The organism is Fodinicola acaciae (genome assembly GCF_010993745.1).
In the GTDB taxonomy this organism is placed as follows: Bacteria; Actinomycetota; Actinomycetes; order Mycobacteriales; family HKI-0501; genus Fodinicola; species Fodinicola acaciae.
In genome coordinates this window covers 736,973-762,645 of sequence record NZ_WOTN01000002.1, presented here as the reverse complement: position 1 = coordinate 762,645, position 25,673 = coordinate 736,973, and the positions used below count along the sequence as shown (strand labels likewise).

General features: G+C 66.7%; 33 protein-coding genes. 16 read left to right on the top strand and 17 right to left on the bottom strand.

The genetic code is table 11. The features are described 5' to 3' along the window. Nucleotides 1–35 precede the first annotated feature (35 nt). A complete protein-coding gene (locus GNX95_RS19010; protein WP_163508746.1) occupies nucleotides 36–677 on the bottom strand; it encodes a C39 family peptidase in 642 nt (213 codons plus the stop codon). 142 nt (nucleotides 678–819) lie between these two features. On the opposite strand from GNX95_RS19010, the gene GNX95_RS19005 reads away from it, so the two are divergent. The 5 genes from GNX95_RS19005 (at nucleotide 820) to GNX95_RS18985 (ending at nucleotide 3,509) form a co-directional block, all read left to right on the top strand. Further along, nucleotides 820–1,800, top strand: a complete 981-nt coding sequence (locus GNX95_RS19005) for an ArsR/SmtB family transcription factor (RefSeq protein ID WP_222853749.1) — start codon at nucleotides 820–822, stop codon at nucleotides 1,798–1,800. Between the two features lie 39 nt (nucleotides 1,801–1,839). Beyond that, nucleotides 1,840–2,247: a PPOX class F420-dependent oxidoreductase gene (locus GNX95_RS19000; protein ID WP_163508745.1), complete on the top strand. Its 408-nt coding sequence runs from the start codon at nucleotides 1,840–1,842 to the stop codon at nucleotides 2,245–2,247. A 126-nt stretch (nucleotides 2,248–2,373) separates the two neighbouring features. Next, entirely contained in the window at nucleotides 2,374–2,727 is a 354-nt protein-coding gene (locus GNX95_RS18995; RefSeq protein WP_163508744.1) for a hypothetical protein, read from the top strand. A gap of 118 nt (nucleotides 2,728–2,845) precedes the next feature. Next, complete coding sequence (locus GNX95_RS18990; protein WP_163508743.1) at nucleotides 2,846–3,109, top strand: type II toxin-antitoxin system Phd/YefM family antitoxin; 264 nt, start codon at nucleotides 2,846–2,848, stop codon at nucleotides 3,107–3,109. After that, a complete protein-coding gene (locus GNX95_RS18985; RefSeq protein WP_163508742.1) occupies nucleotides 3,099–3,509 on the top strand; it encodes a type II toxin-antitoxin system VapC family toxin in 411 nt (136 codons plus the stop codon). Before GNX95_RS18990 ends, GNX95_RS18985 begins: the two co-directional genes overlap by 11 nt. Before the next feature lie 30 nt (nucleotides 3,510–3,539). Here GNX95_RS18985 and GNX95_RS18980 read toward each other — a convergent pair whose 3' ends face one another. After that, nucleotides 3,540–3,914 carry a VOC family protein gene (locus tag GNX95_RS18980; RefSeq protein ID WP_163508741.1) on the bottom strand — a complete coding sequence of 125 codons (375 nt, stop codon included), beginning with the start codon at nucleotides 3,912–3,914 and terminating at the stop codon, nucleotides 3,540–3,542. Nucleotides 3,915–3,922: 8 nt separating this feature from the next. After that, nucleotides 3,923–4,570, bottom strand: a complete 648-nt coding sequence (locus GNX95_RS18975) for an ArsR/SmtB family transcription factor (RefSeq protein WP_163510108.1) — start codon at nucleotides 4,568–4,570, stop codon at nucleotides 3,923–3,925. Nucleotides 4,571–4,625: 55 nt separating this feature from the next. Here GNX95_RS18975 and GNX95_RS18970 point away from each other — a divergent pair, with 55 nt between their 5' ends. Further along, a complete protein-coding gene (locus tag GNX95_RS18970) occupies nucleotides 4,626–5,294 on the top strand; it encodes a rhomboid-like protein (protein WP_163508740.1) in 669 nt (222 codons plus the stop codon). Nucleotides 5,295–5,330: 36 nt separating this feature from the next. Here the strand turns inward: GNX95_RS18970 and GNX95_RS18965 are convergent, their stop codons facing one another. Genes GNX95_RS18965 through GNX95_RS18950 form a run of 4 tightly spaced genes read right to left on the bottom strand, consistent with a single transcriptional unit; the run spans nucleotide 5,331 to nucleotide 8,009 of the window. Then, a complete protein-coding gene (locus GNX95_RS18965) occupies nucleotides 5,331–6,305 on the bottom strand; it encodes a hypothetical protein (protein ID WP_163508739.1) in 975 nt (324 codons plus the stop codon). Beyond that, nucleotides 6,302–6,907 (bottom strand): hypothetical protein, encoded by a 606-nt coding sequence (locus GNX95_RS18960; protein WP_163508738.1) that lies wholly within the window; start codon nucleotides 6,905–6,907, stop codon nucleotides 6,302–6,304. Before GNX95_RS18960 ends, GNX95_RS18965 begins: the two co-directional genes overlap by 4 nt. 30 nt (nucleotides 6,908–6,937) lie before the next feature. Then, the gene (locus GNX95_RS18955; protein ID WP_163508737.1) at nucleotides 6,938–7,129 is read right to left on the bottom strand and encodes a DUF397 domain-containing protein; all 192 of its coding nucleotides are present in this window, start codon (nucleotides 7,127–7,129) and stop codon (nucleotides 6,938–6,940) included. A gap of 25 nt (nucleotides 7,130–7,154) precedes the next feature. Continuing rightward, on the bottom strand, nucleotides 7,155–8,009 hold the full coding sequence (locus GNX95_RS18950; RefSeq protein ID WP_163508736.1) for a helix-turn-helix domain-containing protein: 855 nt from the start codon (nucleotides 8,007–8,009) through the stop codon (nucleotides 7,155–7,157). Nucleotides 8,010–8,088: 79 nt separating this feature from the next. On the opposite strand from GNX95_RS18950, the gene GNX95_RS18945 reads away from it, so the two are divergent. Both GNX95_RS18945 and GNX95_RS18940 read left to right on the top strand, forming a co-directional pair. Next, entirely contained in the window at nucleotides 8,089–8,403 is a 315-nt protein-coding gene (locus tag GNX95_RS18945) for a hypothetical protein (protein WP_163508735.1), read from the top strand. A 432-nt stretch (nucleotides 8,404–8,835) separates the two neighbouring features. Further along, the gene (locus GNX95_RS18940; RefSeq protein ID WP_163508734.1) at nucleotides 8,836–8,991 is read left to right on the top strand and encodes a hypothetical protein; all 156 of its coding nucleotides are present in this window, start codon (nucleotides 8,836–8,838) and stop codon (nucleotides 8,989–8,991) included. Here GNX95_RS18940 and GNX95_RS18935 read toward each other — a convergent pair. Beyond that, on the bottom strand, nucleotides 8,986–9,234 hold the full coding sequence (locus tag GNX95_RS18935) for a hypothetical protein (protein WP_163508733.1): 249 nt from the start codon (nucleotides 9,232–9,234) through the stop codon (nucleotides 8,986–8,988). The genes GNX95_RS18940 and GNX95_RS18935 overlap by 6 nt on opposite strands. 14 nt (nucleotides 9,235–9,248) lie before the next feature. Continuing rightward, nucleotides 9,249–9,548 carry a hypothetical protein gene (locus tag GNX95_RS18930; protein ID WP_163508732.1) on the bottom strand — a complete coding sequence of 100 codons (300 nt, stop codon included), beginning with the start codon at nucleotides 9,546–9,548 and terminating at the stop codon, nucleotides 9,249–9,251. A gap of 122 nt (nucleotides 9,549–9,670) precedes the next feature. Here GNX95_RS18930 and GNX95_RS18925 point away from each other — a divergent pair, with 122 nt between their 5' ends. Further along, nucleotides 9,671–10,252 (top strand): GNAT family N-acetyltransferase, encoded by a 582-nt coding sequence (locus tag GNX95_RS18925; RefSeq protein WP_163508731.1) that lies wholly within the window; start codon nucleotides 9,671–9,673, stop codon nucleotides 10,250–10,252. On the opposite strand, the gene GNX95_RS18920 is transcribed toward GNX95_RS18925, so the two are convergent. Continuing rightward, nucleotides 10,237–10,989, bottom strand: coding sequence for an SDR family NAD(P)-dependent oxidoreductase (locus GNX95_RS18920; protein ID WP_163508730.1), 753 nt, complete (start codon nucleotides 10,987–10,989; stop codon nucleotides 10,237–10,239). The genes GNX95_RS18925 and GNX95_RS18920 overlap by 16 nt on opposite strands. Before the next feature lie 217 nt (nucleotides 10,990–11,206). Here GNX95_RS18920 and GNX95_RS18915 point away from each other — a divergent pair, with 217 nt between their 5' ends. The 4 genes from GNX95_RS18915 to GNX95_RS18900 all read left to right on the top strand — a co-directional run bounded on the left by GNX95_RS18915 (nucleotide 11,207) and on the right by GNX95_RS18900 (nucleotide 16,078). Then, the gene (locus GNX95_RS18915; protein ID WP_163508729.1) at nucleotides 11,207–12,403 is read left to right on the top strand and encodes a chitinase; all 1,197 of its coding nucleotides are present in this window, start codon (nucleotides 11,207–11,209) and stop codon (nucleotides 12,401–12,403) included. Nucleotides 12,404–12,420: 17 nt separating this feature from the next. Continuing rightward, nucleotides 12,421–14,361 carry a glycosyl hydrolase family 18 protein gene (locus GNX95_RS18910; RefSeq protein ID WP_163508728.1) on the top strand — a complete coding sequence of 647 codons (1,941 nt, stop codon included), beginning with the start codon at nucleotides 12,421–12,423 and terminating at the stop codon, nucleotides 14,359–14,361. Nucleotides 14,362–14,478: 117 nt separating this feature from the next. Continuing rightward, nucleotides 14,479–15,108 (top strand): class I SAM-dependent DNA methyltransferase, encoded by a 630-nt coding sequence (locus tag GNX95_RS18905; protein WP_163508727.1) that lies wholly within the window; start codon nucleotides 14,479–14,481, stop codon nucleotides 15,106–15,108. An 82-nt stretch (nucleotides 15,109–15,190) separates the two neighbouring features. Then, nucleotides 15,191–16,078: an alpha/beta hydrolase gene (locus tag GNX95_RS18900; RefSeq protein WP_163508726.1), complete on the top strand. Its 888-nt coding sequence runs from the start codon at nucleotides 15,191–15,193 to the stop codon at nucleotides 16,076–16,078. Here GNX95_RS18900 and GNX95_RS18895 read toward each other — a convergent pair. After that, the gene (locus GNX95_RS18895) at nucleotides 16,039–17,016 is read right to left on the bottom strand and encodes a sigma-70 family RNA polymerase sigma factor (protein WP_163508725.1); all 978 of its coding nucleotides are present in this window, start codon (nucleotides 17,014–17,016) and stop codon (nucleotides 16,039–16,041) included. The genes GNX95_RS18900 and GNX95_RS18895 overlap by 40 nt on opposite strands. A 74-nt stretch (nucleotides 17,017–17,090) precedes the next feature. On the opposite strand from GNX95_RS18895, the gene GNX95_RS18890 reads away from it, so the two are divergent. Further along, a complete protein-coding gene (locus tag GNX95_RS18890) occupies nucleotides 17,091–17,705 on the top strand; it encodes a maleylpyruvate isomerase family mycothiol-dependent enzyme (RefSeq protein WP_163508724.1) in 615 nt (204 codons plus the stop codon). A gap of 15 nt (nucleotides 17,706–17,720) precedes the next feature. Here GNX95_RS18890 and GNX95_RS18885 read toward each other — a convergent pair whose 3' ends face one another. From GNX95_RS18885 to deoC, 3 genes are read right to left on the bottom strand one after another with little or no spacing between them, the layout of a single operon-like run. Next, complete coding sequence (locus GNX95_RS18885; RefSeq protein ID WP_163508723.1) at nucleotides 17,721–18,587, bottom strand: aldehyde dehydrogenase family protein; 867 nt, start codon at nucleotides 18,585–18,587, stop codon at nucleotides 17,721–17,723. After that, complete coding sequence (locus GNX95_RS18880; protein ID WP_163508722.1) at nucleotides 18,580–20,013, bottom strand: aldehyde dehydrogenase family protein; 1,434 nt, start codon at nucleotides 20,011–20,013, stop codon at nucleotides 18,580–18,582. The genes GNX95_RS18885 and GNX95_RS18880 overlap by 8 nt, the downstream gene beginning before the upstream one ends. 1 nt (nucleotide 20,014) lies before the next feature. Beyond that, complete coding sequence (deoC, locus tag GNX95_RS18875) at nucleotides 20,015–20,962, bottom strand: deoxyribose-phosphate aldolase (RefSeq protein WP_163508721.1); 948 nt, start codon at nucleotides 20,960–20,962, stop codon at nucleotides 20,015–20,017. A gap of 136 nt (nucleotides 20,963–21,098) precedes the next feature. On the opposite strand from deoC, the gene GNX95_RS42555 reads away from it, so the two are divergent. After that, complete coding sequence (locus GNX95_RS42555) at nucleotides 21,099–22,244, top strand: hypothetical protein (RefSeq protein ID WP_222853748.1); 1,146 nt, start codon at nucleotides 21,099–21,101, stop codon at nucleotides 22,242–22,244. 60 nt (nucleotides 22,245–22,304) lie between these two features. Here GNX95_RS42555 and GNX95_RS18865 read toward each other — a convergent pair whose 3' ends face one another. Both GNX95_RS18865 and GNX95_RS18860 read right to left on the bottom strand, forming a co-directional pair. Next, nucleotides 22,305–23,231 (bottom strand): N-acetylglucosamine kinase, encoded by a 927-nt coding sequence (locus GNX95_RS18865; protein WP_163508720.1) that lies wholly within the window; start codon nucleotides 23,229–23,231, stop codon nucleotides 22,305–22,307. Between the two features lie 8 nt (nucleotides 23,232–23,239). Continuing rightward, nucleotides 23,240–24,004, bottom strand: coding sequence for a sugar isomerase domain-containing protein (locus GNX95_RS18860; protein WP_222853747.1), 765 nt, complete (start codon nucleotides 24,002–24,004; stop codon nucleotides 23,240–23,242). Between the two features lie 145 nt (nucleotides 24,005–24,149). Here GNX95_RS18860 and GNX95_RS18855 point away from each other — a divergent pair, with 145 nt between their 5' ends. Beyond that, nucleotides 24,150–24,329, top strand: coding sequence for a PspC domain-containing protein (locus tag GNX95_RS18855; protein ID WP_163508719.1), 180 nt, complete (start codon nucleotides 24,150–24,152; stop codon nucleotides 24,327–24,329). A 96-nt stretch (nucleotides 24,330–24,425) separates the two neighbouring features. On the opposite strand, the gene GNX95_RS18850 is transcribed toward GNX95_RS18855, so the two are convergent. Beyond that, nucleotides 24,426–25,550, bottom strand: a complete 1,125-nt coding sequence (locus tag GNX95_RS18850; RefSeq protein WP_163508718.1) for an adenosine deaminase — start codon at nucleotides 25,548–25,550, stop codon at nucleotides 24,426–24,428. Nucleotides 25,551–25,673 lie beyond the last annotated feature (123 nt).

Sequence of the window (25,673 nt, the reverse complement as noted above, 5' to 3'; positions counted from 1 at the left end):
CGGCTCGCGTTGACGAGCCGGACCTTTTCGCTGTGTCAGGCGGCGTACGCCTTCACGCCGATCCAGGTGCCGAGGTCGTACGTGCTGATCGCGTACTGCTGCGGCACGTTGCCCCAGCTGGAGCCACCGGCGCCGGCGCCGGCCGGGTCGGCGATGATCGCGGTGTCACCGTCGTCGGCATAACCGACCACCGCGACGTAGTGGTAAATCGTGCCACCTGGGTAACCCGGCGGACGCCAGCCGCTGACCACGTTCGCGACGATCGCGTAGCCGCGGTCGACGTCGAAGACCAGGTCATACTTGAGCAGGTCGCGCTGTGCCTGGGTGGGCGGATCGCTCACCGGCTTCCGCTCGTACCAGCCGGTGCCGAGGAAGTGGTTGAGAGCGGCCACCGTGTTGGCGGTGTCGTCGGTGCCGTTCTCGTCCGTCCCCATGTAGTCGCCGATGGTGGTCTGGGACGGTGGCGAGATGCGCGCGCTCAGCGCCATCCGTACGGCGCCGGGACCGCAGTAGTAATAGCGCTCCTGGCCCTGCCACGTGTAGCTGAGGGTCTTCGCGGCGGCCGGCACCGGACTCAGCACCGCGCCGGTCGGTGTGACGGCGAAGGCGGAGGCCGCATCCAGCCCGGCAAAAAGGCTCAAACTGAGCCCGACCGCCGCCGCGATCGCCGCTGTCATTCGTCGCATCATCACTTTTCTCCCTCTTTCCCCTTTACAGTGATCACGCTTCGTCCAGAATGGGATCGGATGCGGTGGAAGCGCCGCATCTTTCATCGCTGGCCAAAACTCCGATGCGGTTTGTCAACACCCCACGAGGCGGGTGAGCGGCGTGTTGCGGATCTGGTTCGACGGCGAGGACCTCGGTCGACTGCGCGTGGCCCGGGAGCCACAGGCACTGTGGGAGACGGTCCTCAGCCTGCAAATGCTGCGGACGCGGCAGGGCGGACCGACCTTCGCGCGGTGGCGCGAGCGTACGGCGGCGCGGGTCGCGTCGACGGTGTCGCCCGAGGTGCTGCGTACGCTGCGGCCGCTCATCCCGACACAAGGCTATTTTCCGGACTTTCTGACGCCGGCCTACAGCGGGCCGGTGGCCGAGGGGATGGCCGCGGTCGCGCGCACGCCTCGGCAGCGCTTCGCCGACGAGGTCGAGCTGCTCGCCGCCGAGCAGCCGGCCGACATGCGGCGCGACCTGCCGACCTGGCGCGCGGACACCATGCACAACGTCACCAACGCGCTCGCCAGCTATCACCGCGCGGCCATCGGACCGTACGCGCAACGGATGCACGCGCTCGTCGACGCCGACCGGGCCATACGTGCGCGAGCGCTGCTCGACGGCGGCGCCGAGGCCCTGCTCGAGTCGCTCGTACCGATGGCGCGTTGGCGGCCGCCGACGCTGGAGGTCGAATATCCGGTCGAGCAGGAGCTGCGGCTCGGTGGTCGTGGCCTGCTGCTGGTGCCGTCGGTCTTCTGCTGGCACTATCCGGTCACGCTGCTCGATCCGACGCTGCCACCGACGCTGGTCTATCCGGTCGAGCACGACGCCGGTCTGGACTCGCGCGTCGCGAGCTCGGAGGACGCGCTGGCCGCGCTGGTCGGCTCCACGCGCGGCGAGGTGCTGCGACAGCTGGACGAGGCCGGCTGCAGCACCAGCGAGCTCGCGCGCCGCCTCGGCATCTCGCTGGCGTCGGCCAGCCAGCACGCCACGGTGCTGCGCCGTGCCGGCCTGATCGTCAGCCGCCGCGCCGGCAACTCGATGCTGCACAGCCGTACGCCGCTGGGGACCGCACTGCTTTGCAGTTAGCGTTTTAACTGTTGCCGCGAGCGTTGTACTCTTGCGCGCATGTCGTTCACCGAAGAAGAACTCGCCTATCTGCGCTCGCAACCACTCGGCCGGCTCGCCACGGTCGCGACAGACGGCCAGCCCGACAACGCGCCGGTGGGCTTCGAGGTCGACGGGCCGTACGTCTATGTCGGCGGCATGGACCCGGCGACCACCCGCAAGTGGAAGAACATCGCCGCCGGCAACGAAAAAGTGTGCCTGGTCGTCGACGACCTCGCCTCCACCGATCCGTGGGCTCCGCGGTTCGTACGCATTTACGGCACCGCTGACCTGGTCGAGCGCCAGAGCCGGTTTCCGTCTGCGGACACCATCCGGATCACGCCGACGATCTCGTGGAGCTGGAACCTGGACGGCAAGCCGTTCAGCCACGACAACACCTTCGGTCCACGGCGTACGGTCCACGGTTAGGGTCTGTTTCGAAGCATGCCCTAGCACGAAAACCCGCGGGTGGCGGCTTTTCCACAGAGCGATCCGCTGTCCACAGATTTGGTCGGTGGTCGTGGTCGTACGGCTCGCAGCGAGCAAGCTTGCCGTATGACCAAGGAAAAGCCGCTGCCGCCGGACCTCCCGGGTGGCTTCAGCCGCCGGCAGGCACTGCGGCACGGTGTGACCCGAGCGCAGCTCCGCGGCCGACGGATTGCTCGACTGGCACACGGAAAGCTCGCATTCGAGTGCGACCTCACCGACGTCTGGAGCTGGGCGCGAGCGCTGGTGGCGACTTTTCCCGCCGGGACGGTGGTCAGCCATACGACGGCGCTGCGCCTTTTCGGCGGTCCGTTGCCGCGTGAGCTGACAAACGACGGATCGCTGCACGTCACCGTCCCGCCACGCAATCCGTGTCCACGCTTGCGCGGCATCACCTCGTACCGAGGTGCACCGCTTTCCTGACTTCGCAAATTTGCCCCGCCCACCAGTGGATATGTCCGATGTCGACCGTGCATTTTCGCGAAATCGGCGGCCAGCCTGGCATGTGGCACGCAGTAGCACGCGGTGCTACCGTAGTGCCATGGCGGCCGAAGAGATCAGCCAGCGCGACCTGCGCAACAGATCGGGAGAGATCATGGACGCCATCGAGCAGGGACAGGAGTTTGTCGTGACGCGTAACGGTAAGCCGATCGGCGAGCTGATCCCGCTGCGCCGCCAGCGGACGGTCACCAGAGAGCAGTTCGCCGCGATGTCGGTGAACGCGGCGTACGTCGACGCCGACCGGTTCCGCGCCGACCTGGACGCGGCGGTCGACAATGACGTGCGCGATCCGTATGCCGGCTGAGCGCAGCGGCCTGCTGGACACCAACGTCCTGATCCTGCGGCGGCGGATCGACCACGCCGACCTGCCGGACACGATGTCGATCAGCGCGGTCACCCTCGCCGAGCTTTCCGCCGGACCGCACCACACGGACGATCCGGAGGAGCGGTCCAAGCGGCTGGATGTGTTGCAGCGCGCCGAAGCCGAGTTTGACCCGCTGCCGTTCGACACCGAGGCCGCGCGCGCTTTCGGCCGTGTCGTCGCCGCGGTGCTCGCCGCCGGACGCCGGCCGCGCGGACGGATGACCGATCTGATGATCGCGAGTGTCGCCGTCGCGCATCGGCTTCCGATCTATACGACCAATCCAGCCGACTTCGCCGGACTCGACAAGCTGTTGACCGTCGTGCCGGTCAGCTGCCGCTAGTCAGCCTCAGCAGCGAGACCGCCGATCGCGTCAAGCGGGATAATAGCGCAGCTCGATGGTGTTTTTGTCAGGATCCTGCACGTAAAGCGACTGCGCCGTGCCGCGCGCGCCAAAGCGCGGACCGGGGCCGTCGACGACCGTGAAGGTGCCGGAGTCCACAACGTCCTGCCAGTCCAGCGGTTCCACGACCAGGCAGAAATGGTCCACATTGGACTCCGACCGCTCGCCCTTGACGATGTCGATAATCGTCGACGGGCTCACGCGTACGGACGGAAACGGCACCTTGCCGTCGCGCCACTCGTCCACGCGTACCGGCTCAAGACCGAGTTTGTCGAGATAGAAGTCCAAAGAACGTTCGACATCGGCGACAACGAGCACGAGATGATCGAAAGCAACGACGCGCATTTCTCCTCCTACGCTTCGACGGGTTGACCGCTGCGGCGCCAACGGGTGGCACCGCCGGCGAGAGTGCGAGCTCGCCGGCCGTGATCTCGCAGCTGACGGACGGCTTTCGGTGAGGCGACACAGTACGGACCGGAGCAATAGGCCACGATGTCCCTTCCTTTCGGCAGTTCGTCGATGCGGTCGACGATTTTGCTGCCAGGGATGGAAATCGCGCCAGGGATGTGCCATTCGGCATACGCGGCGGGCGAGCGTACGTCCACGACCACGACGTCCTCGAGGCGACCGCGCAGTTCCTCCGCGGTGACCGGCTGCCACTCGCCCGGCTCGCCGAGCAGATCGGCGACCGCGTCGCGCAGGTCGGCCAGCCGGCCGGCGGCGAAGTCCTGGAGGTGGCCGAGGAAGACCGACACGTCCGGATCGGCCAGCCGATAGAGCACGCGATTGCCGTCCTTGCGCGCGGTGATCAAGTGCGCAGCGCGCAGGTGCTGGAGCTGGGCGGAGGTGTTCTTCAACCCCACGCCGGCCTCCTCGGCCAACTGCTCGACGCTGAGTTCGTGCTGGTCAAGCAGGTCGAGCAGGCGCAGGCGTACCGGCGAGGACACCGCCTTGCCGATCCGCGCGAGCTGCGCGTACACCGGCTCCTCCACGAATCCCATCGCCACCCCCACTATTCTAACGAACTTTAGAATAGATCCTCGCTAGACTCAAGTCGTGCCGCTCCGGGTCGTACGCCGGCTGGCCAGCTATCCGCGACGTAGTCCGGTGACGGCTGGCTTTCTCGTGCTGCTCGTCGCCGTCCACGTCTTCGTCGACCACGCGCTCGAGCCGGACACCGCGCGTCGCCTGCTGCTCGCCGTCAGCACCAACCTCGACAACCTGCGCCACCATCCGATCAGCTCACTGTTTGGCAGCGCGTTTTTCTTCGACGGCACCCTGACCGGCATCGACACGCTGGATTTCGTTGGTACGATCATCACGCTCGGCTTTGGCATCGTGGTTTGCCTTGCCTGGCTGGAACATCGTTATGGCCAGCTGCGCGCCGTCGCCACCTTCGCCGCCGGCCACGTCGGCGCGACCCTGCTGACCGCGCCGGTCATCGCGTACGCCATCGCCGACGGCTATTATCCGCCGACCATCCGCGAGGCACTCGACTTCGGCATCAGCTACGGCGCCCAGACCTGCCTGGCCGCATGCGCGCTGCACCTGCCGCGGATGTGGCGTTTCCCAGTGATAGCACTGCTTTTCGTGTGGCCGCTGGTCGGCGGCAGCTGGCTGGCCGGCATCCCCGACTTCGTGACCATCGGCCACTTGATCGCCGCCGTCATCGGCCTCGCCTGCGGCGCGTACCTGAAAGCGCAGCGCAGCATACCTGAGCACTAGACGAGTTTTGCCGCAAGGCAATTGTTACGTACTCGATCAGCGCTGCGGACCCTGGTTGGGGTCGATCCTGGGGTTGAGGAAATAGTTGGGGTCGAAAGATGCCAGCGACTCTTCCTCGGGTTGTTTTTTGGTGCGTGCCAAGGACTCGTGAGCCTTGGCGTTCAGGTCCCAGGCCTGTTGCGCGTCGACCAGCGGATCCGGGGAGGGCGGCGTCGGCTGGGGTGGCGGGCCGGTCGGTGGCTCCGGTGGCCGGCGGAGCATCGCCTCGTGTTGGTTGAGCCGGTTTTCGTGGCCCAGCAACGTCTCGCCGTGACCGGCCAGCGCGCTGTCGTGGCGGGTCAGGCTCTGGTCCTGACGACCGAGCGTCTTGTCGTGGTCGGCCAGCTGGCTTTCCTGGCCTTTGAGGATCACCGAATGCGCCTGGACCACCTCCCAGAGCGAGGCGACCTTGTCCCGCAGCTGCGCGTTTTCGTCGAAAAGCTCGACATTCTGCGAGCGTACGGCATGATTCGACTGCTGCAGCGCGGTGTTTTGCTCGCGTAGCTTGGCCAGCTCGGCCAGTACGGCGGCATTGTTGAGCCGCATGTCCATGTCGGCCGTCTCCAGCCGCGACAACCGCCGCTCCACCGAGTCGACCGCAGGCTCCGGGACAGGCTTGGTCTCCTTGCGAGCGCGGTGATTCTTCCGCCAGGTGTCCCAGGCGGTTTTCAGGCCCTCGGAGTTGGCGCTGCCGAGCGCACCGGCCGGTGCGCCGGTCGACAGCACACCGATGACGATCGCCTGCGCGGCCGGCGGGAGGTGCGGCACCACGGTCATCGACACCCCAGCGACCGTACCGATCGCCGACACCCGGCCAAGAAGCTCGAACCACATCTTCTTCTGCCACGCCTGCGTCGTACCGATCGCCGTACCGACAACAGGCGCCTTCTTCAGCCGCTGCCAAAACGATGGCTTCTTCTGACCGTAGCGGCCGATGACGCCAGACTTGGCGAAGCCTCCGGGATCAGTCATAGCGGCATTAACATCCCCGTGCGCGTGGACACGATCATCGGCACAGCAGCCGCGAGGAGATAGCCGAGCTCTTCGGCGTTCGAGTACGGCAGACCCGGCGGGATCGTCCTGGCGTCTTCGAGCACCGCGTCCCACATCGACGGATAAGCGAACGCGACCGTCCAGAAGGTGAAGACTTCGCTGACCACCTCAAGCAACACGTCGCCGTTGCGGCCGATCTGGAACAGCTCCGGATGCTCCTGCGAGTTACCAATGCCTTCACCGGTCGGAAAGAGGCGGTGCGTCTGCAGAAACTGGATCGCCGACGGCGTGCCTACCTCGTACTCGGCGAGCAGTCCACTCTTGACAAGCCTCTCGACGATGCCGGCGGTGTCACGTCCCTCGCGCTCGCCGAGCTGGATCAGCCGGTCGCGAGCGAAGTCACCGCTCGCATGACTGCGGACATCGACGTGCGCGGACTGCCAGACCTCATAGGCCTCCAGCGGCAGCTCAACGACATTGCGTCCTTCGACGACCGCGTAGAACTCGGGACCGCGCTCAGGCGTGTCGGGGTCATAGCGCGGGCCGTTGTCGAAGCCGACGGGGACGATGATGGCAGCCACCCGATCACGGTAGCAGCGGACCGCCGCCAGTCAGTCCCGGTTTGTCACAAAACCGGCGAACGTCAACCAGGCCGTACGCTCGAAGAACAGCGCCGGACCGGACGGGTCCTTCGAGTCGCGTACGGCGATGGCGCTGGTCAGCGCGGCGACCTCGACACATCCGCCGTTGCTGCCGGATCGCGAACTTTTTCGCCAAGTTGCGCCGGTCAGGTCGCTTTTCATCGCGGGATGCTCCCCCTGAGGTCGGCTATCCCATCTTTTCGATGAGACTCCTCAGAAGTTTAACGGATTCCCTCGTGCTCAGCGCAGCCGCTTGAAGCTGTTCGTACGCCGCGCCGCAACGCTGGAGATCGGCCTCCTTCTCCAGGTAGAGATTGCCGGCTTGACTCTCGACATAGACGACTGGCGAGTGGATGTTCTCGTCGAATCCGAAAAGTGTGAAAGCGCCGTAAAGACCGGCATGGCCGCCGTGCGAACGCGGGAGGATCTGCAGATTGACCTGCTTCGCGATGTCGGCGAGGTGGTTCAGCTGCTCTTTCATCACTTCCGCGCCGCCAACTGGCCGATCCAACGCGCACTCATCGAGAATTGTCCAGACCTTCGGTATCTCGTCGCCCGACAACACACGTTCCTGACGCGCCATCCGGATGCGGGTTTGATGATCGACATGTTCGGGCGTCGGGTCCACGTCGATGGACTCAGTAAGCGCACGTGCGTACGACTCGGTCTGCACAAGACCGTGGATCATCAGAGGTTCGTAGATACGCATCGCGGTGGCGGCGGACTCGAAGCTGAGGAAGGTGCCAAACTGCGCCGGTACGCTGCCGTACTGCGACCACCAGCTCCGCTGCTTCCCGAGTTTCTGCAGCTCAAGCAGCTGCTCACGGACCGCGGCGTCATCGATGCCGTACAGGTCGAAGAGCAGGATCAGCTCGCCGCGGTTCATCCCCACGTCGCCGGCCTCGATCTTGCGGACCTTCGACTCCGAGCAGCCGAGCGCGGTCATCGCGTCGTCGAAGGTCTTGCCGGCGCGCTTGCGAAATTTCTCCAGCTCCTCACCGAGCCGCCAGCGCGGGATGGTGGGACCGATCACTTTGGGCACTTCGACAACCTCCAGAAAGTTACGCGTAACTTCTACGCATCATATTGACGGCGCGTTCTGATGCTGTCACTCTACGGGTATGAGCAAATCGGACAACTCGGCAGCCTCCCCACCAACCGAGCGCGATCGTCTCGAGCGGCGCATCCGCGAGCTGAGCAGAGTGCTGGAGGACGTGGAAATCGAGCAGATGATGGCGATCTATCGCGCGTCCCGGATCGGCGTGCCGACGAGTCTCATCGCGCGCTGGTCGTTGAAAACCGCCGACAAGGTCGAGGAGTTGGTGGCGGATCTGAGCACCGACCCGGACAACGAGGACTACGAAGAAGGGCCGCGTTGGATCGCGACCTGGCCAGGCAGCGGCTGGGTCTCCGGCCCGTGCCTGACCTGGTCGTGACCGGTCCGTTCGTCGTGTTGCTCAGCGAGTGGCTTCGACGGCCGCCGCACGGTGAGATGAACGGCGTGCCGGTCGAGGACATCACGGCGGTGTTTTTCCACAGCTACGAACCACTCGTCCCCGGCACGAGACAGGCGCGGTTCGACCAGCGGCAGTTGCGGGCCGGCATCCAAGGCGTCCTGGAGTCGCGCGCGTACCGTTGGATGAACCATCCCGCCGCCGTCGAGGCGCACAACAGGGTGCGCCAGCTCGCGGTCGCGGCCAGCTGCGGTTTTCCCACCGTACAGGCGATACTGACCACCAACGGCCACCTCGCCGACCTGTACGGCCTCCGCGTCGGCACGATGTTCGGGCGTCAGCCTGTCCGGCGAGCGGTACGTCGCGCTCGACGACATCCCCGCCGGCGTCGCGGCTGGCGCTCGGCAGTATCTGATGCGTTCCGGCCTTTCCTTCTGTGCCTTGCATTTCACCATCACCTCCACCGGCTGGGTGTTCACTGGTGTGGATCCGCGCGCACGGTGGGACGGCTTCGCGATCGACCTCGGCCTTCCGCTGGCCGAAGCGATCGCCGACGCACTCACGCTATAACCGATCGGGGATGGTGGCCGCGATCCGCAGCAGCCCGTCGGCGGCGGCCGGGTCGTTTTCGATCTGGAAGCTGAGGTTGTCGATCATGCACATCGCCAGCGAAACCTCGAACTCACCGGCCTCGGCCGACCGGGCATAGTCGAGCAGCAGTCGTGCGGCGCCAGGCTCACTGTCCCAGAAACAGCAATGCATGAACAGATTCGCCACATCCACGAAACGGCTGCCGCGACCGATCGACTCCACGTCGAGGATCGCGTTTACCTTTGCGTGGGTATCCGGCGCCAGGCCGGCCTGCAGCTCGATGAGAGGAAGCAGCGCCGCGACGAGCCCTTCGCTGACCAGGCCAGCCCGGCGGACCGTGCCGCGGCGACGACCGGAGCGGCGCCGACGACGCGGCCGGCCCACGACTTTTTGGTTGTCCACTTGAGTACGGCGCCGCCGGAGGCGTCGCGGATCCGGTAGGCGCCGGACTGGAAGCCGCCAGGCAGCTTGCCGACGAGGCGATAGTCCCTACGGTGGCGGCGGTTGACGAAGGCGAGCACACGCTCGGTTGACATGCGGGGAAATCCCGTCGTGAAAGGCGAACACAGGTCGGATGAAGGCCGTCAACTGGTTCGCATGACAGCCACCGTAGCAAAATTCGGTCGCGCTCGCGCCGATGACATGTGATTGTCGACGGGTGCCTCAACCGATCCTGCGCACCAAGCGCCTGCTTCTCGTCCCGCTGGAGGACCGGCATCTCGGGCTGCAGGTCGAGCTCGACTCCGATCCGGAAGTGCAGCGCTATCTCGGCGGACAGGCGCTGACCAGGGACGAGGTCGCCGAGTCGCACGCGCGGCGGTTGGAGCTGGCCGGCAAGGTCGATGGCCTTGGTTACTGGATGGCGTTTCGCGGCCAGTCCGAGGACGACGAGTTCGTCGGGCTGATGATGCTGCCGCCGGCGCACGGCCCCGACCAGCCGGACGATCCGGCCGTCTGCGACCTGGGTTATCGGCTGGTACGGCGGTTTTGGCGGCAGGGCTTGGCAAGCGAGGCCTCGCGGGAGTTGCTGCGGCACGCGTTCGACACGGTCGGCCAGCAGCGGGTGATCGCGCAGACGATGGCGGTCAACGCCGGATCGCGGGGCGTGATGGAGGCCGTCGGCATGCGATACGTACGCACCTACTACCCCGTTTTCGAGGACCCGCTGCCCGGGACCGAGCAGGGCGAGGTCGAGTATGAGATCACCCGCGAGATGTGGTTGCGTCAGGCCGCGGTGTAGCCGCCGTCGACAGCAATCGCCGCACCGGTGGCGAAAGGCGCCTCTTCGCTCAGCAAAAACGCCGCGAGTGCCGCGACCTCGGCCGGTTCGCAGAGCCGCCGCGCCGGGATGGTCGACGCGACCTGCGCGATGACCTCCTCGTTTCCGCCTGCCATGCCACGGAAAAGTGGCGTGTCGATGGCGTGGGTGATCATGGCGTTGACGCGTACCGACGGCGCCGACTCCAACGCCGCCACCTTCGTCAGGCCGACCACACCGTGTTTTGCCGCCGTGTAGGCACCCATGCCGCCGGCGCCGACGACCGCAAGGCTCGACGCGTTGTTGACGACCGCACCGCCGCCGGACGCCGTGATGGCCGGGATCTGGTGTTTCAGGCCGAAAAACACACTGGTCAGGTTCAGGTCGAGCTCGGCGCGCCAGGCCCGCTCGGAGATGCCGGGGATCGGACCCATCGCCTCGACCCCGCCGGCATTGTTGACCGCGCCGTCGAGCCGTCCGAACTCGTCCATCGCGGCGCGTACCAGGGCCTGCGCGTCGGCCTCGACGGTCACGTCGGCCGGTACGAACACGGCTTTTCCGCCGCCAGAACGGATTCGCTCGGCGAGCGCGTCGCCGGCTTCCTTGCGACGAGCGCCGATCACGACGGCGGCGCCCTCGGACGCCAACCGCTCGACGATCGCCTTTCCGGCTCCGGAACTGCCGCCGGTGACGAGGATGACCTTCGACTCGAATCTCATGCCGGCATCGTGACAGTCACCATGCCGCCGCGTCGTCACCAGGATTGACGACACCGCGACAGGCCGATTGGCCGGATCCGGCCATTCAAGCATGCGAACCCTTCTCTACCAGGGCCATCGGTGCGATCGTATGACCTGTCATATCCAGTCTTAACAGGTTGTGACAACTCCTGCGGCCACTCGTCCTGACCCTTCGACCACCGCAAAGGAGCAGCCCATGCGTGCATGGAAAACTGCTGCCGTGGGCTCGGCCGCCGCGTTAGCCGCGACCGCGCTCGTCATCCTCGGCCAGCCGGCCAGCGCCGCGCTCACCAGCAACTGGTATGCGTCCGCGCCGTACGTGATGCCGGAGGACAACAGTCCGCCGGATGTCGCCGCGGTGATGGACGCCACCGGCCAGAAGGCTTTCCAGCTGGCGTTCATCCTCGACTCCGGCGGCTGCACGCCGTCGTGGGATGGAAACTCGCCGATTTCCACCGACACCGCGGCCGGTGCGGTGATCAGCACGATCCGCGGCAAAGGCGGAGATGTTTCGGTGTCGATCGGTGGATACGGCGGCACGAAGCTCGGCCAGACCTGCGGCACACCGGCGGCGACGGCCTCCGCGTACCAGCAGGTGATCACGAAATACGGCCTGCACGCGATCGACTTCGACCTGGAGGAGCCGGAGTACGAGAACGACGCGGCGGTCAACAACGAGCTTGGCGCCGCACAAATCCTGCAGCGCAACAACCCCGGCCTTTACGTCTCGGTGACGATGCCGGCCACCGCGGCCGGGACCGGCTGGTTTGGCACCCAACTGCTGGACAAGGCCAAGGGTCTGGCGTTCACGCCGGACAATTTCTCGATCATGCCGTTCGACGGCGGCTTCAACGGCGCCGCCGACCAGATCTCCGCGGCGGAAAACTTCCACGGCCTGCTCATGTCGCACCTGGGCTGGGACAGCACTTTCGCGTACGCGCACGAAGGTGTGTCGCTGATGAACGGCCGGTCCGACACCGGCGAGTACTTCCGGCAGGCCGATTTCCAGTCCGTACTGAGCTACGCCACCGGCCACGGCCTGGCACGCTTCACCTTCTGGTCAGTCAACCGCGACCGGCAGTGCAACCCGCCGGACAACAACGGCCAGACCTCCGGTGTCTGCAGCAGCGTCACGCAGAATCCCTGGGACTTCACCAAATTCTCGACGCAGTTCGCCGGTGCCACACCTCCGACCACGCCACCGACGACGGCACCGCCGACCTCGCAGCCGCCTGGCGGCACCTGCACCGCGGCGGCCTGGAGCGCGACCACCGCATACAACGGCGGAGCGATCGTTTCGTACAACGGCCACAAATGGCACGCGAAATGGTGGACCTACGGTGACACGCCAGGCGGTCCCGCCGGTGTCTGGGCCGACGACGGCACCTGCTGAGAAGAGGAGGTCGGAAAATGCGTACGCACAAACGCATGGCCATCGCGACGGCAGCGTTTGGCGCCGCCGCGCTGCTGGCCATCACGACGATCGTCTTGGGCAGCGCGAAACCAGCGACCGCCAACACCACCGGAGCGCCGGCGACCAACGGCGGCATCAAGGTCGCCTACTTCGACCAGTGGTCGATCTACCAGAACGCGTTCTATCCGAAAAACCTCGACACACAAGGGATCGCCGGCAAGCTCGACTATCTGTTGTACGACTTCGCCAACGTCCATCCGACCGACCTGACCTGTTTCGAGGCGACCAAAGCGGCGTCGCAGGACGAAAACGACCCGAACGCCGGTGACGGAGCCGGCGACGCGTTCGCCGACTACCAGAAGTCCTTCGGTGCGGACATCAGCGTCGATGGTGTCGGCGACGTGTGGAACCAGCCGATCGCCGGCAACTTCAACCAGCTGCTCAAGCTGAAGAAGAAATATCCGCACCTGAAGATCCTGATGTCGCTCGGCGGCTGGACGTATTCGAAGTTCTTCTCCGACGCCGCCGCCACCGACGCCTCGCGCAAGAAGCTCGTGTCGTCGTGCATTTCCATGTTCATCAAGGGAAACCTGCCGGCACAGGGCGGCTATGGCGGTGACGGCACGGCCAAGGGGCTGTTCGACGGCTTCGACATCGACTGGGAATATCCCGGTGGCGGCGGACACCTCGGCAATCACGCCAGTGCCGCGGACAAGCAAGACTTCACCTTGCTGCTGGCCGAGTTTCGCTCGCAGCTCAACGCACAAGGCGCCGCTGACGGCAAAACGTACGCGCTGACCGCGGCCGTGTCGGCCGGGCAGGACAAAATCAGGAACGTGGAGACCGACAAGATCGGGCAATATCTCACGTTCGCCGATGTCATGACCTACGACATGCACGGCGGCTGGGAGGCGACCGGTCCGACCAACCACCAGTCGCCGATCTATTCCGGACCGAACGACCCGATGACGCCGGTGCCGCCAGGCAACGCCAAATACTCGATCGACGAGGCGATCAAGGCGTACACGGCCGGCGACGCGCAATATGGCATTCCCGGCGGTTTTCCGGCCGCCAAGCTCAACATGGGAGTGCCGTTCTATTACCGCGGCTGGACCGGCGTGGCGGCCGGCGGCAACCACGGCCTGTTCCAACCGGCGTCCGGTCCGGCGCCCGGCGCGCCCAACTCCGGAAACGTCGCCGGCATCCGGATGTACAAGGAACTTTCCGGTGTGGTGGACAATCCGAGTGTCACCTACTGGGACGACGCGGCGAAGGCCTCGTATTTCTACGACGGCACGAATTTCTGGTCGGGCGAGAGCAAGCAGTCGATCCAGGCGAAGGCGGATTACCTGCACTGCAACGGAATGGGTGGGACGATGATGTTCTCGCTCTATGACCTGGATCCGGCGACCACGCTGTTCAACGCGGCGGTGACCGCGACCAACGGATCGGCGCCGTCGAACTGCTCGGCGCCGCCGACGCAGAGTCCGACACCAACACCGACCGGCAGTCCGTCGCCGAGTCCGACCGTCAGTCCAACCTCGAGTCCGACGCCGCCGGTTACCGTGCTGTCCAACGGAAACTTCGAGAGCGGCAGCCTGTCGCCGTGGACCTGTTCAGGTGGCGGCGTACAAAACACGACGAAGCACAGCGGCACGTACGCGCTGTCCGCGACGCCGACCAGCAGCGACACCGCGCAGTGTACGCAAACCATCACCGTCCAGCCGAACACCGCGTACACGCTGAAGGGCTGGGTGAACGGCAGCAACACCTATCTCGGCATCACCGCAGGCGCGTCCACCTGGGCCACCACCGGCGGCGCGTGGCAACAGCTGACCGTGTCGTTCAACAGCGGCTCGGCCGGCTCGGTCACCGTCTATCTGCACGGCTGGTATGGCACCGGCACGTACTACGCCGACGACATCACCCTGTCCTGACATCATTCTGCCGCAACGCCTCGTTACTGGCGCCAGATGCCAGTAACGAGGCGTTGCGGCGACTAGCCCGGGTGTTTCATGCGGGGTGCGTGAAACACCCGGGCTAGGCTTTCCGGCATGTGGCTGACCGACACGAGGGACTCCTACGACACGGTCGCGGAGAGCTATGCCGACATGCTCCGCGACGCCATGGCCAGCCGGCCATACCTGCGCGCGGCTTTGGCGTTGTTCGCGGAAAAAGTGCTGGCAGACGGTGGCGGCCCGGTCGCCGACGTCGGGTGCGGTCCCGGTCACATCACCGCTCACCTGCGCGACCTCGGTGTCGACGCGTTCGGCATCGACCTGTCCCCTGGCATGGTCCGGACAGCACAACGCGAACATCCTGGCGTGCGGTTCGAGGTTGGCTCGATGACCGACCTGGATCTCGCCGACGGCTCGGTTGCCGGCCTGATCTCGTGGTGGTCGTTGATTCACGTCCCCGACGACGAGGTGCCGATCGTCATGAAACATTTCCACCGAGTGTTGCGCGCGGGTGGCGCACTGCAGATCGGGTTTCACGTCGGCGACGAGACGCGCCACAAGACCCAGGGCTATGGCGGCCATCCGATGAGGATCGACGTCCATCACCGACCGCCGGAGAAAGTGGCAGACTGGCTGCGAAACGCCGGCTTCCAGATCGAGGCGCAACTGCTGCTGGATCCCGACAAGCCCACGCCAGGAGCGATTCTTTTCGCACGACGCCACTGAGAATCGACGGCTGCTGGAGACTATCGCCGGCGCGGATTCCGGGCCGTACGGACCGAGAAACACGACGGATAGGATCGGCGGCATGACACCGATTTTTGTCCTTGTGCACGGCGCTTTCTGCAATTCCGCCAGTTGGCTGCCGTTGCAACGCGAGCTGGCACTGCTCGGCCACCGTTCGCTCGCCGTTGACCTGCCGGGACACGGTTTTCCGCCGGCCATACCGGCGGCATATCAGGTGCCGCAGGATCCGGCCGTGCTCGCGACCGTCGCCTCGCCGCTGGCAGACGTACGGCTGGCCGACAATGTCGGCCACGTCGTGGAAACCGTCCGCCAGGTCGCCGCACACGGGCCGGTGGTCCTGGTCGGTCACAGCCGCGGCGGGCTCACGATCACCGGTGTCGGCAACGCCGTCCCCGAGCTGGTTTCGCGGATCGTCTACGTGTCGGCATGGTGTTGTGTCGATCTCACCCCACGCGAGTACGAGCAGGAGCCGGAACACGGCCCCAATCCGCTGGTCGGCGTGATGTCGTTGGCCGCCGCGGATCCGGCCGAGATCGGTGCGATCCGGATCAACTGGCGCGCCGCCGGCCCTGACGAGATTTCGGCGCTGCGAGCGGCATTGTTCGCCGACGGCACCGACGACGAGGTGCGGGCGTTCATCAATGTCATGGACACGGACGAAAACCTGGACGTTGGTGGCGCCGACGACCGCGCCCAGGCCGGCACCTGGGGACGCATCCCGCGGACGTACGTGCGGCTCACCGAAGACAAAGACGTGCCGATCGCGCTGCAGGACAGGTTCATCGCGGAGGCCGACCGGCTCACGCCGGACAATCCGTTCGACGTACGCGCGATCCGGAGCAGCCACCTCAAAGCGCTGGTCCATCCAGCCGAGTTGGCGCGTACGCTGGTCGATGCGGCGGCACAGGCTCAGGAAACCGCGGCCGGCAGCCCGAAGTCGGGGAAATAGCTCGGTTCCAGGAAGGACGTGATCGCGGCGATCCGGTCGTCGCGGAGCGTCAGCACGTTGACCGACCAGGCATCGTACGCGCCGCCCGGACTTTTCCGGAGATAGCAACAAACCGCCGGCTGTCCGTTCACGCCGGCCGGCCGCACCCGCCAGGCTCCACAGGCGGTCAGCGGCACGCGTACGGCGAAGTCCATGACCGCCTGCCGGCCGCCGTACCAGTGCGGCAGCGGCGGCATCGACCACGTGACATCCTCGGTGAGCAGAGCCACCAACGCATCCGCGTCGCCGCGCTCCAACGCGGCGCTGAACGTGGCGACGACCGCACGCATCCGGGTGTCACCGATCTCACGCGAGTTTTGTTGCTGCGTAAGCGAAGGCGCCTTCTCCGCGACGACCCTGCGTGCGCGGGCAAGAGCGGAGTTCACAGACGCGGTCGACGTCTTCATGATTCCCGCGATTTCCGCCGCCGAGAAACCGAGCACCTCGAAAAGCAGCAGGGCGGCGCGCTGGTTTCCCGGCAGGTGTTGCAAAGCGGCGACGAAGGCCAGCTCGACGGCCTCGCGCTGCTCGGCCTCCAGGCCGGCGTCCGGATAGGGACCGAGCCAGGCGACCTCCGTCAGCGGCGCGTCGTCCACCACCGCCGCCTCGCTGGACGGGCCAAGATCGACCGGCAACGCGCGCCGGCCGCGCGCGGCGACCGCGTCGAGACAAACCCGAGTCGCCACCGTGTAGAACCACGATCGCACGGCACTGCGGCCTTCGAAACGCGCGAATCCCCGCCAAGCGCGCAAAAGCGTGTCCTGCAACGCGTCGTCGGCATCGTGGCTCGAACCAAGCATCCGATAGCAGTGCGCGTGCAGCTCGCGACGCAACGGCTCCACCAGCCGGGTGAAGGCGGCCTCGTCGCCGTCGCGTGCCAGTTCGAGATCTTCGTCCACAACCGACGATTCTGCCGCATCCGCACGGTCCTACCGTTGACGAGCGATGCCGATGCGACAGGGGACGTACCGAAATGACCTGGTCATTGATCCACGCCGAGCGCGCCGCGCTGGCCGCCGACCTGGCCGAGCTGACCGACGAGCAGTGGTCGACACGGTCGCTTTGCGAAAAATTCACCGTACGCGAAGTGCTCGCGCACCTCGCCTCGGCGGCCGGTCTCACGCCGCTGCGGTGGATCGCCGGCGTGATCCGCTGCCGGTTCGACTTCGACAAACAGGTGGCAATGCGGCTCGCCGAACAGCTCGGCACATCACCGGCCGACACGCTGGCGCGTTTTCGGCGCGTGATCACCAGCACCACCATGCCGCCGCTGCCGGTCATGGCGATGCTCGGCGAGACGATCGTGCACGGCGAGGACATCCGCCGGCCGCTCGGCATCCGCCGCGACTATCCGATCGACACGCTGACGCGGCTTGCCCACTATTACCGCGGTTCCGACCAGGTCGTGCTCGCCGAGGGACGCATTCGCGGCCTCCAGCTCACCGCGACCGACGGTCCTTTCGCCACCGGCTCCGGGCCGCTGGTGTCCGGTCCGACCATCGCGCTGATCATGGCGATGACCGGACGCGAAGTTTTCTGCGACGACCTCGAAGGCGACGGCGTCGCCATCTTGCGTGACCGCTGTTAGGGCCTGTTTCGGATCCTAAACGCCGATCGGATGCCAGACGGTTTTCGTCTCCAGGAAGGTGGTCAGCCGGTCGATGCCTGGCTCGGCCGTCCAGTCCGGCTCGGCGGACGGCCGGCGTACGACGCGTTTCAGCGTGTCGGCGGCGGAAACCTCCAGATCGACGGCCAGTTCCGCTGGCGCGCCGGTGAGGTCGATCGCGTTCACGTCGGCGTGCGACGCCAGCCATGGCGCGATTTCGGCCGTACGACCGGTGAGGACGTTGACGACACCGCCTGGCACGTCGGAGGTCGCCAGCACCTCGGCCAACGTGATCGCCGGCAGTGGTCGGTTTTCGCTGGCCACCAGCACAACGGCGTTGCCCGTGGTGATCGCCGGCGCGAGAACGCTGACCAGGCCGAGCAAAGACGACGACTGCGGCGCCAGGATCGCGACGACTCCGGTCGCTTCCGGTGTCGACAGGTTGAAGAACGGTCCGGCGACCGGGTTGGCGCCGCCGACGATCTGCGCGATCTTGTCGGTCCAGCCGGCATACCAGACCCACCGGTCGATCGCGGCGTCCACAGTGGACTCCGCCTTCGACCGCGCGATGCCTTCGGCCGTCACGACGTCCTCGACGAACTGCGCGCGGCGGCCTTCCAGCATCTCGGCGACGCGATAGAGCACCTGGCCGCGGTTGTACGCGGTCGCGCCGGACCAACCGGCGACGGCCTTGCGTGCGGCCAAAACGGCGTCGCGGGCGTCCTTGCGCGAGCCGAGTGCGGCGTTGGCGGCGAACCGTCCTTTGTGGTCAGTCACGACGTAGCTCCGGCCCGACTCACTGCGCGGAAATTTCCCACCCACGTAGAGCTTGTATGTCTTGCGTACGGCCAACCGGTCAGACATTGAGGTAAGCCTCCAGACCGTGCCGGCCGCCCTCGCGACCATAACCGGATTCCTTGTAGCCGCCGAACGGCGAGGTCGGGTCGAACTTGTTGAACGTGTTGGCCCACACCACCCCGGCGCGAAGTTTGTTGGCCATCGACAGGATCCGGCTGCCTTTCTCGGTCCACACGCCGGCGGACAGGCCGTATGGCGTGTTGTTGGCCTTCTCGACCGCCTCGGCCGGCGTGCGGAAGGTGAGGATCGACAGCACCGGGCCGAAAATCTCCTCGCGCGCGATCCGGTGCGCCTGCGTCACGTCGGTGAACAGCGTCGGCGCGAACCAGAAACCGCGGTCTGGCAGCTCGCAGGGCGGCGACCAGCGCTGAGCGCCTTCGCTCTCGCCGACCTGCGACAGCTCGCGGATCTTTTCCAGCTGTGCCGCCGAGTTGATGGCGCCGACATCGGTGTTCTTGTCGAGCGGATCGCCGACGCGCAGCGTGGTGAGCCGCCGTTTCAACGAGTCGAGCACCTCGTCGTACGCGTTTTCCTGCACCAGCAACCGAGATCCGGCGCAGCAGACGTGACCCTGGTTGAAGAAGATGCCGTTGACGATCCCCTCCACCGCCTGGTCGACCGGCGCGTCGTCGAAGACGATGTTGGCCGCCTTGCCACCGAGCTCAAGCGTGACTTTCTTCGGCGTGCCGGCGACCGAACGGGCGATCGCCTTGCCGACCTCGGTCGAGCCGGTGAAGGCGACCTTGTCGACGCCGGCGTGCTCGACCAGCGTACGACCGGTGTCGCCGGCGCCGGTCACGATGTTGACGACACCCGGCGGCAGATCGGCCTGCTGGCAGATCTCCGCGAAAGCCAGCGCGGTCAGTGGCGTGGTTTCCGCCGGTTTCAGCACGACCGTGTTGCCGCACGCGAGTGCCGGCGCGATTTTCCACGCCAGCATGAGAAGCGGGAAGTTCCACGGGATGACCTGCGCGGCGACGCCGAGTGGCTTCGGGTCCGGACCGAAGCCGGCGTACGACAGCTTGTCGGCCCAGCCGGCGTAATAGAAGAAGTGTGCAGAGACCAGTGGGATGTCGACGTCACGCGACTCCCGGATCGGCTTGCCGTTGTCGATCGACTCCAGCACGGCCAACTCGCGCGACCGCTCGGCGATGATGCGCGCGATGCGGAACAGATATTTGCCGCGCTCGGCCGGCTTGAGCCGCGACCAGACCTTGTCGTAGGCCACGCGCGCCGCCTTCACCGCACTGTCCACATCGGACGGCCCGGCCGCGGTGATCTCGGCCAGCACCTCCTCGGTGGCCGGGTTGACTGTCTTGAAGACCGAGCCGTCCTTGCCGCCGGTGAACTCGCCGTTGATGAAAAGGCCGTACGACGGCCTGATGTCGACGATCGCCGTCGACTCCGGCGCCGGAGCGTAGTCGAATCGCATGTCAGTCCACCGTCACATAGTCGGGACCGGAGTAGTGACCGGTCGCCATTCGCTGGCGCTGCAACAAAAGATCGTTGAGCAGGCTGGAAGCGCCGAACCGGAACCAGTCGGGCTCGAGCCAGTCCGGACCGGCGGACTCGTTGACGGTGACCAGATAGCGGATCGCGTCCTTGGCCGTACGGATGCCGCCGGCCGGCTTCACGCCGATCTGTTTTCCCGTGGCGGCGCGGAAATCGCGTACGGCCTCCAGCATGATCATGGTGACCGGCAGTGTCGCGGCCGGCGCCACCTTGCCGGTCGAGGTCTTGATGAAGTCGCCGCCGGCCAACATCGCCAGCCAGGACGCGCGGCGTACGTTGTCGTAGGTGGCCAGCTCGCCGGTCTCCAGGATCACCTTGAGATGAGCAGTGCCGGCGGCCTGCTTGATCGCCGCGATCTGCTCGTACACCTTGAGATAGTCGCCGGCCAGGAACGCACCGCGGTCGATCACCATGTCGACCTCGTCGGCGCCAGCCGCGACCGCGTTCCTGGTGTCCTCGAGCTTCACTTCCAGCGACGTGCGGCCGGAGGGGAAGCCGGACGCGACGCTCGCGGTGTGGATGCCAGAGCCGCGCAGCTCGGCGACCGCGACCGGCACCAGGTCGGGATAGACGCAGATCGCGGCGACCTGTGGACAGGTCGGGTCACTCGGGTCGGGATGCCTGGCCTTCGCGCACAGCGAGCGCACCTTGCCTGGCGTGTCCTGGCCCTCCAGCGTGGTCAGGTCGATCATCCGGATCGCCAGATCGATGGCCTGCCGCTTGCTGTCGGTCTTGATCGACCGGCTGGCCAGCATCGCCGCGCGCTGCTCGGCGCCGACCTGGTCGACGCCAGGCAGGCCGCGCAGAAACCGCCGCAGCGACGCCGCCGAGGCGGCGACCTCGGCGAGTGGGCTCGTCACCGTAGTCATAAGGCGGAGTCTATGTCTAATTGAGGGGTCACCCCGCGTCCCGCTGCGCACGCGTGTTGGCGGCCCACCGGTCGGCTCGTACGGTCGGGCCGATACGCTCGGCGCATCGACTGTCGTCTACCAGCGGAGGGGTTCCGTGGCTTTCTGGAAGAAGCGGGGGAAGGCCGGCAAGGACACCTCTGAGGACACCATCGCCGAAGAGGTGCCCGAAGTGGACGACACCACCCCGGCCGAGCCGGACACGGAGGCCGAGGAGAAGGCCGACGCGGAGACCGAGGCCGAGCCCGCTGAAGCTGAGCCAGCGGCCGACGCGGACGACAAGGACTCCGCTGGGAAGGACTCAGACGCCGCGGAGGACTCCGACAAGGACGAGTCCGACAAGGACGACGCTGACGAGTCGGCCGAGAAGGACGACAGCGCCGAGAAGGACTCCGACGACTCGGCTGAGAAGGACGCTGACGACAGCGCGGAGTCCGCTGACGAGGACGACGAGTCCGAGCGGACCGACGAGATCGACGATTTCTGGGAGAAGGCCGAGATCGATCCGGTCGAGATCTCCTTCCCGTCCGGCACCGGCTTCACGCTGCGGCACTACCGTACGGTCACCGACGAGGACGACGAGGAGGCCGAGGAGGCCGTCTTCCTCGCGCACGACCAGAAGCTGCAGATGTTCCGCAGCGCCGAGGACCTGGTCGAGTATGTGAAGAGCGACGCCGAGCACGACCTGCGCGAGCTGGAGACGTACGCGGAGATGGCCGAGTCGCTGACCGTCGAGCGGGTGGTCGTCGACGAGGAGGACGAGTACGGCCTGGACCTGGTGGTGCAGAACCTGCGTGGCGGCCACGACGCGTGGGACCAGGACCTGCTGATCGGTGCCGGCGAGGTGACCCGCGACATCGCCTTCGCCTGCCAGCTCGACGACGTACTCACCGCGCTCGCGCCGGGCTCGCCGCTCGACGACCTCGACGAGGCGCTGCGCGCCAACGGCTTCCTGGCCAGGCGCAAGATGCGCAAGATCAGCCCGGAGCGGGCCGCGATCGCCTGGCGCAGCCTGATCAGCAAGGTCGACGCGGTGGTCGAGTGGCACGGCGAGATCCCCGAGGACGACGAGGACGAGGACGACGAGTCCGCCGAAGCCGACACGACCGACACCGACGAGACCACAGACTCCGACGAGACCAGCGAGACCGCGTCCGAGGACGACGACACCAAGGACGACGACACCAAGGACGCGGCCGAGGCTGAGAAGCCGGCCGCCAGGAAGCGCCGCTCCCGCAAGTAGCACCGTGGTCGCATGGCCACCACGCGTGCGTTCGACGCACGCATGGTGGCCATGCGGACGTCAGACGCGCGCGACCAGGCGAGCGTGTACGCCGGGGCCGGCGTCCGGGCGGTGCTGCAGGATGGCCAGCCAGGTGGCGCCGGCCAGGCCGTTGCGCACGACCACGGGGTCGAGGCCGAGCGTACGCAGCCGCGCGTCCAGCAACCCTCCGATCGGCGACGCCGGACCGACCACTCCGCCGGTCAGCACGACCGGCTTTCCCGGCACCGGACGCAAGGACCCCAGCAGCTGAGCCAAAGCGTCCGCGGCTCTGTCCATAATGGACTGTGCGACCGAGTCGGACGCCTCGGTGACCAGCGGCGCCAGGCTGGCCAGCCAGATCGGCGGCCGGCGATAGACCTCTGCGATGATCGCCTCGCGGTCGTACGCGCCGCCGAAGGCCTCGACGACGCGGTCGGTGAGTCCGGTCGCCGGACCGATCTGGTCACAGACCTCGAGCGCGGCGCGTACGGCCTCGCGGCCGAGCCAGAAGCCGGCGCCTTCGTCGCCGAGCAGCCAGCCGGAGCCACCGACCGACTGCACCATCCGGTGTCCCTCGATGCGACCGGTGGTCGAACCGGTGCCGGCGATCATGGCATAGCCATCGGGCTCCGGCGTACCACTGCCGAAAGCCGCCTCCAGGTCCGGACCGACGAACGACTCGGCACGTACGCCACTGGCTACCAGCCGGTCGCGGACCGCCTGGTCAAACTCCTCCGAGCCGCCGCCCGCGCCGCCGACGAGTACGGTGCGTACGGCCGCCAAGGGCGTCTCGCCGAGTGCGCGTATGACACTGTCGAGGATGGCCTTCGCCGCCACGTCGAGTCCTACGGCGACCGGATTGCCGGCAGTGCTCACCGCAGTGCCTATGACATCGCCGTCGAGCGTTGCGGCCATCGCGCGCGTGTTGGTCCCGCCGGCATCCACACCGACGACGATCGGCTCCATAAGGCAGGTTAGAACGGTCCACGCCGGATGCGGCCGGCGTAGTGGTCCTCCAGCTTGTGGTTGTGCTCGTCGGCGTCCGGAATGTTGGCGGACAGATAGACCGGCGGCGTACCGCCGTCCTGGACCAGCCGCGCGAGCGCCTCGGCGTTGATCATCTCGGCCGCGGTGGCCGACGTGACCGACGAGATGCCGGCCGCCTTGCCGCCACCTGGCAGGTCGAGGATCGCGTCGCCGTACGGTGCGCCGTTGTCGATCAGCACGTCGGCGAGCTCGAACAGCCGCTTGCCGCTCGGATGGCGCGAGGTGATGCCGCTGGAGTGTGCCAGCGAGGTGATCGCGATCAGCGGCAGGCCGGCCTCCTTGACCGCGATCGCGAACTCGACGATCGAGCCGTTGCCGCCGGAGTTGGAGATGACCACCACCGCGTCCTGCGGACTGGTCGGCGTGATCTCGAAGAGCCGGCGGCCGGTCTGCGGGTCGCGCTCCAGGTGTGGATCGGCGTCGGGGTCGACGCCACCGACGAACACCAGGTCGCGCAGCGACACCTTGTTGGTGCCGACGAGCCCACCCGCGCGGCCGGCGATCTCCATCGCGGTGGCCTCCGAGTGGCCGGTGCCGAACGCGTGGATGACGCCGTCGGCGCGTACGACCTTGGCGACGATCTCGGCGGCCTCGGTGATGGCGTCCCACTGGGTGTCGGCGAGCCGCTGGATCTGCCGTACCGCCTCGGCCGCGAAGGTGCGGCCGTCCAGGCCGAGGGGTTGTTCGGTCACGCGACTTTCTCCTCTGCTGGTGTGCTCCTTTGTAAAAAAGCTACCAAGCCGGAGTGGGAGTCAGTGAAAACCCCTAAGACCACTACCGGTCGGGATCATCCCCGGCGCCGAGGCCGCCAGCGGCCGGCCTGAATAGCGTGGAGTCATGTCAACGCTTCGCAGACCTCGCGACCGTCGGTGGATCGGTGGGGTGTGTTCGGGCCTCGGCGACCGGTTCGGGATGCCGGCGGGGCTGGTACGCACGCTGTTCGTACTCTCATGCCTGCTGCCGGGTCCCCAGTTCGTCGTCTACATCATCCTGTGGATCATGATCCCGTCCGAATAGCGCCACCCCAGTCACCGCGACTCCACCGCAGACGACGCAATCGGATTCCGATTGCGTCGACGCGGTGGTTGAAGGGTCAAATAACCAGGGCTGGTCTCAGGATTCGTTCATCAGCTTGGCGTAGCCGGGCTTGATCACGTCGTTGATGATCGCCAGCCGCTCGTCGAACGGGATGAACGCGCTCTTCATCGCGTTGACGGTGAACCACTGCAGATCACGCCACCCGTAGTGGAACGCGTCCACCAGCAGCGCCATCTCCTTGGTCATCGACGTGTCACTCATCAGCCGGTTGTCGGTGTTGACGGTGACCCGGAAATACAGGTCGCGCAGCAGGCCGATCGGGTGCTCGCCGATCGACGACACCGCGCCAGTCTGCAGGTTGGACGACGGCGCCATCTCCAGCGGGATGCGCTTGTCGCGGACGTACGCGGCCAGCCGGCCGAGCCGGGCGCCGTTGGCGCCGCCGGCGGCGCCGGGGGTGATGTCGTCGACGATGCGTACGCCGTGGCCGAGCCGGTCGGCTCCGCACCACTGCAGCGCCTCCCAGATGCTCGGCAGGCCGAAGGCCTCACCGGCGTGGATGGTGAAGTGGCCGTTTTCGCGCTGGATGTGCTGGAACGCGTCCAGGTGCCGGGTCGGCGGGAAACCGGCCTCGGCGCCGGCGATGTCGAAACCCACGACGCCGTTGTCGCGGAAGGCGATGGCCAGCTGCGCGATCTCCAACGACCGCGCGGCATGCCGCATCGCGGTGAGCAGCGCGCCGACCCGGATCTGCCGGCCGGCGGCCGCCGCGCGCGCGGTGCCGTCCTCGAAGCCGGCGAGTACGGCCTCGACGACCTCGGTCAGCGCGAGCCCCTTCTCCACGTGCAGCTCCGGCGCGAAACGCACCTCGGCGTAGACGACGCCGTCCTCGGCGAGGTCCTCGACGCATTCGCTGGCGACCCTGGCGAGCGCGTCCGGCGTCTGCATCACGCCGACGGTGTGGCTGAAGGTGTCCAGGTAACGCTCGAGCGAACCGGAGTCGGCCGCGTCGCGAAACCATCGCCGCAGCTGGCCGACGTCCTCGGTCGGCAGGTCGGTGTAGCCGTGTTCGCGAGCCAGTTCGGCGACCGTGGCCGGCCGCAAGCCACCATCGAGATGGTCGTGCAACAGCACTTTCGGCGCCGTGCGGATGTCGTCGGCAGTCGGACGCTGTGACTGCCGGGAAGACGTCGTTGTCATTACATAACGCTACCGGACAGCGACCGCCTACCGGAAGCGACCCCGATCACGCCGTAACGCCGGAGAGGCCCGCGCCAATGACTCTAGGGCCAACTGATCTCCAAGGTTTTCCAGGAGGCCGAC

What these genes read in the sequence shown, in the direction of transcription:
- GNX95_RS19010 (WP_163508746.1), bottom strand. Translation starts at nt 677, where the DNA reads ATGACAGCGGCGATCGCGGCGGCGGTCGGGCTCAGTTTGAGCCTTTTT.
- GNX95_RS19000 (WP_163508745.1), top strand. Translation starts at nt 1,840, where the DNA reads ATGTCGTTCACCGAAGAAGAACTCGCCTATCTGCGCTCGCAACCACTC.
- GNX95_RS18995 (WP_163508744.1), top strand. Translation starts at nt 2,374, where the DNA reads ATGACCAAGGAAAAGCCGCTGCCGCCGGACCTCCCGGGTGGCTTCAGC.
- GNX95_RS18990 (WP_163508743.1), top strand. Translation starts at nt 2,846, where the DNA reads ATGGCGGCCGAAGAGATCAGCCAGCGCGACCTGCGCAACAGATCGGGA.
- GNX95_RS18985 (WP_163508742.1), top strand. Translation starts at nt 3,099, where the DNA reads ATGCCGGCTGAGCGCAGCGGCCTGCTGGACACCAACGTCCTGATCCTG.
- GNX95_RS18980 (WP_163508741.1), bottom strand. Translation starts at nt 3,914, where the DNA reads ATGCGCGTCGTTGCTTTCGATCATCTCGTGCTCGTTGTCGCCGATGTC.
- GNX95_RS18975 (WP_163510108.1), bottom strand. Translation starts at nt 4,570, where the DNA reads ATGGGATTCGTGGAGGAGCCGGTGTACGCGCAGCTCGCGCGGATCGGC.
- GNX95_RS18965 (WP_163508739.1), bottom strand. Translation starts at nt 6,305, where the DNA reads ATGACTGATCCCGGAGGCTTCGCCAAGTCTGGCGTCATCGGCCGCTAC.
- GNX95_RS18955 (WP_163508737.1), bottom strand. Translation starts at nt 7,129, where the DNA reads ATGAAAAGCGACCTGACCGGCGCAACTTGGCGAAAAAGTTCGCGATCC.
- GNX95_RS18945 (WP_163508735.1), top strand. Translation starts at nt 8,089, where the DNA reads ATGAGCAAATCGGACAACTCGGCAGCCTCCCCACCAACCGAGCGCGAT.
- GNX95_RS18940 (WP_163508734.1), top strand. Translation starts at nt 8,836, where the DNA reads ATGCGTTCCGGCCTTTCCTTCTGTGCCTTGCATTTCACCATCACCTCC.
- GNX95_RS18930 (WP_163508732.1), bottom strand. Translation starts at nt 9,548, where the DNA reads ATGTCAACCGAGCGTGTGCTCGCCTTCGTCAACCGCCGCCACCGTAGG.
- GNX95_RS18920 (WP_163508730.1), bottom strand. Translation starts at nt 10,989, where the DNA reads ATGAGATTCGAGTCGAAGGTCATCCTCGTCACCGGCGGCAGTTCCGGA.
- GNX95_RS18915 (WP_163508729.1), top strand. Translation starts at nt 11,207, where the DNA reads ATGCGTGCATGGAAAACTGCTGCCGTGGGCTCGGCCGCCGCGTTAGCC.
- GNX95_RS18910 (WP_163508728.1), top strand. Translation starts at nt 12,421, where the DNA reads ATGCGTACGCACAAACGCATGGCCATCGCGACGGCAGCGTTTGGCGCC.
- GNX95_RS18905 (WP_163508727.1), top strand. Translation starts at nt 14,479, where the DNA reads ATGTGGCTGACCGACACGAGGGACTCCTACGACACGGTCGCGGAGAGC.
- GNX95_RS18900 (WP_163508726.1), top strand. Translation starts at nt 15,191, where the DNA reads ATGACACCGATTTTTGTCCTTGTGCACGGCGCTTTCTGCAATTCCGCC.
- GNX95_RS18890 (WP_163508724.1), top strand. Translation starts at nt 17,091, where the DNA reads ATGACCTGGTCATTGATCCACGCCGAGCGCGCCGCGCTGGCCGCCGAC.
- GNX95_RS18885 (WP_163508723.1), bottom strand. Translation starts at nt 18,587, where the DNA reads ATGTCTGACCGGTTGGCCGTACGCAAGACATACAAGCTCTACGTGGGT.
- GNX95_RS18880 (WP_163508722.1), bottom strand. Translation starts at nt 20,013, where the DNA reads ATGCGATTCGACTACGCTCCGGCGCCGGAGTCGACGGCGATCGTCGAC.
- deoC (WP_163508721.1), bottom strand. Translation starts at nt 20,962, where the DNA reads ATGACTACGGTGACGAGCCCACTCGCCGAGGTCGCCGCCTCGGCGGCG.
- GNX95_RS18865 (WP_163508720.1), bottom strand. Translation starts at nt 23,231, where the DNA reads ATGGAGCCGATCGTCGTCGGTGTGGATGCCGGCGGGACCAACACGCGC.
- GNX95_RS18855 (WP_163508719.1), top strand. Translation starts at nt 24,150, where the DNA reads ATGTCAACGCTTCGCAGACCTCGCGACCGTCGGTGGATCGGTGGGGTG.
- GNX95_RS18850 (WP_163508718.1), bottom strand. Translation starts at nt 25,550, where the DNA reads ATGACAACGACGTCTTCCCGGCAGTCACAGCGTCCGACTGCCGACGAC.